The 2,616-nt window shown below is 65.3% G+C and carries 1 protein-coding gene; it reads left to right on the forward strand.

What is annotated here, in order from left to right; genetic code table 11:
• Positions 1 to 2,616 (forward strand): pyruvate dehydrogenase (acetyl-transferring), homodimeric type (gene aceE / locus FDW83_RS18835; protein WP_240721067.1); only part of this gene is annotated, 2,616 nt, incomplete at both ends.

A 2,616-nucleotide genomic window follows, 5' to 3' on the forward strand; every position in this document is an offset into this window, starting at 1 on the left:
AGGAGAAGATACCTCCCATATCCTCAGCGGGTTGACTAACCAGCTGCCTGATCGTGATCCGGAAGAGACTGCCGAGTGGGTTGAGTCCCTGGATGCGTTGATCAGGGAACAGGGTACCGAGCGTGCCCAATACATCATGCGGAGCCTGCTGCAGCGCGCGGGCGCGCAGAGCGTCGGGGTGCCGATGGTGACCACCACCGATTACGTGAACACGATCCCGGTGGACCAGGAAGCACAGTTCCCGGGCAACGAGGAGTACGAGCGCCGGTACCGGGCGTACATGCGCTGGAACGCTGCGGTGATGGTGCACCGGGCGCAGCGGCCGGACATCGCCGTGGGCGGGCACATCTCCACCTACGCCGGCGCGGCGACCCTGTACGAGGTCGGGTTCAACCACTTCTTCCGCGGCAAGGACCACCCCGGCGGCGGGGACCAGGTCTTCTTCCAGGGCCACGCCTCCCCGGGCATGTACGCCCGTGCCTTCATGGAAGGCCGCCTCACGGAGGAGGACCTGGACGGGTTCCGGCAGGAAAAGTCCCGTGAGGGCCATGCCCTCTCCTCCTACCCGCACCCACGGTTGATGCCCCGGTTCTGGGAGTTCCCCACGGTGTCCATGGGCATCGGGCCGATGAACGCGATCTACCAGGCCCAGTCCAACCGGTACCTGCACAACCGGGGCCTGAAAGACACCTCCGACCAGCAGGTCTGGGCGTTTTTGGGTGACGGGGAAATGGACGAGCCCGAATCCCGCGGCCTGCTCCAGCTCGCCGCGAACGAGAACCTGGACAACCTGAACTTCGTGATCAACTGCAACCTGCAGCGCCTGGACGGTCCGGTGCGCGGCAACGGCAAGATCATGCAGGAACTCGAAGCGTTCTTCCGCGGCGCGGGCTGGAACGTGATCAAGGTCGTCTGGGGCCGGGAATGGGATGACCTGCTCACCCGCGACACCCACGGTGCGCTGGTCAAGATCATGAACGAAACCCCCGACGGGGACTACCAGACCTACAAGGCCGAATCCGGCGGGTTCGTCCGCGAACACTTCTTCGGCAAGGACCCCGCCACCAAAGACCTCGTCGCGGACCTCACCGATGACCAGATCTGGAACCTCAAACGCGGCGGCCACGACTACCGCAAGGTCTACGCCGCCTACAAAGCCGCCACCGAGTTCACCGGCAAACCCACCGTCATCCTCGCCAAAACCGTCAAAGGCTACGGACTCGGACCGCACTTCGAGGGACGCAACGCGACCCACCAGATGAAGAAGCTCACCCTGGATGACCTGAAGAAGTTCCGCGACCACCTGCGGATCCCCATCACCGATGAACAGCTGGACAAGGACCCGTACCGTCCGCCCTACTACCACCCGGGCACCGACGCGCCGGAAATCAAGTACATGATGGAACGCCGCGCCGCCCTCGGCGGCTCGGTTCCCGAGCGCCGGTCCAAGCACGCCGAGATCACCCTCCCGGAGGAGAAGTCCTACGAGGTGGCAAAGCGCGGTTCGGGCAAGCAGCAGGCGGCCACCACCATGGCGTTCGTGCGCCTGCTCAAGGACCTGCTCCGCGACAAGAACTTCGGGCACAGGATTGTGCCCATCGTGCCCGATGAATCACGGACGTTCGGCATGGATGCGTTCTTCCCGACGGCAAAGATCTACAACCCGGGAGGCCAGAACTACCTCTCCGTGGACCGCGACCTCGTCCTGGCCTACAAGGAATCCCCCGCCGGGCAGCTGATCCACCCCGGCATCAACGAAGCCGGCGCCGTGGCAGCGTTCACCGCCGCCGGCACCGCCTACGCCACCCACGGCGTGCCCCTGGTCCCGGTCTACGTGTTCTACTCCATGTTCGGCTTCCAGCGCACCGGCGACGCCTTCTGGGCAGCAGCGGACCAAATGACCCGCGGCTTCATCATCGGCGCCACCGCCGGACGGACCACCCTCACCGGCGAAGGCCTCCAGCACGCCGACGGCCACTCCCCGCTGCTGGCCTCCACCAACCCCGCCGTGGTCACCTACGACCCCGCGTACGGCTACGAAATGGGCCACATCATCCGTGATGGCCTGGAACGCATGTACGGCCCGGACTCCACAGACCGGAACCTGATGTACTACCTCACCGTGTACAACGAACCGATCGTCCAGCCCGCAGAACCCGAGGAACTCGACGTCGAAGGCGTCATCAAGGGCATCTACCTGCTGGCACCGGCGAAGATCGACGGCCCGCGCACCCAGCTCCTGGCCTCCGGTGTGTCCGTGCCCTGGGCCCTTGAAGCCCAGCGCATCCTCGCCGAAGACTGGTCAGTGTCCGCCGACGTCTGGTCCGTCACCTCCTGGAACGAACTGCGCCGCGACGGCCTCGACGCCGAGGAAGAAGCCTTCCTCAACCCCGAACAACCCGCCCGGGTCCCGTTCGTCACCCAGCAGCTCGAAGGCGCCACCGGCCCCGTCGTCGCCGTCTCCGACTACATGAAAGCAGTCCCCGACCAGATCCGGCAGTTCATCCCGAACGAATACGCCACCCTCGGCGCAGACGGCTTCGGCTTCTCCGACACCCGCGCAGCAGCCCGCCGCTACTTCAAGAACGACACCCACTCCATCGTCGTCAAAGCCCT

The sequence above is a fragment of the Pseudarthrobacter sp. NamE2 genome, from assembly GCF_005796205.1.
Classification (GTDB): domain Bacteria; phylum Actinomycetota; class Actinomycetes; order Actinomycetales; family Micrococcaceae; genus Arthrobacter.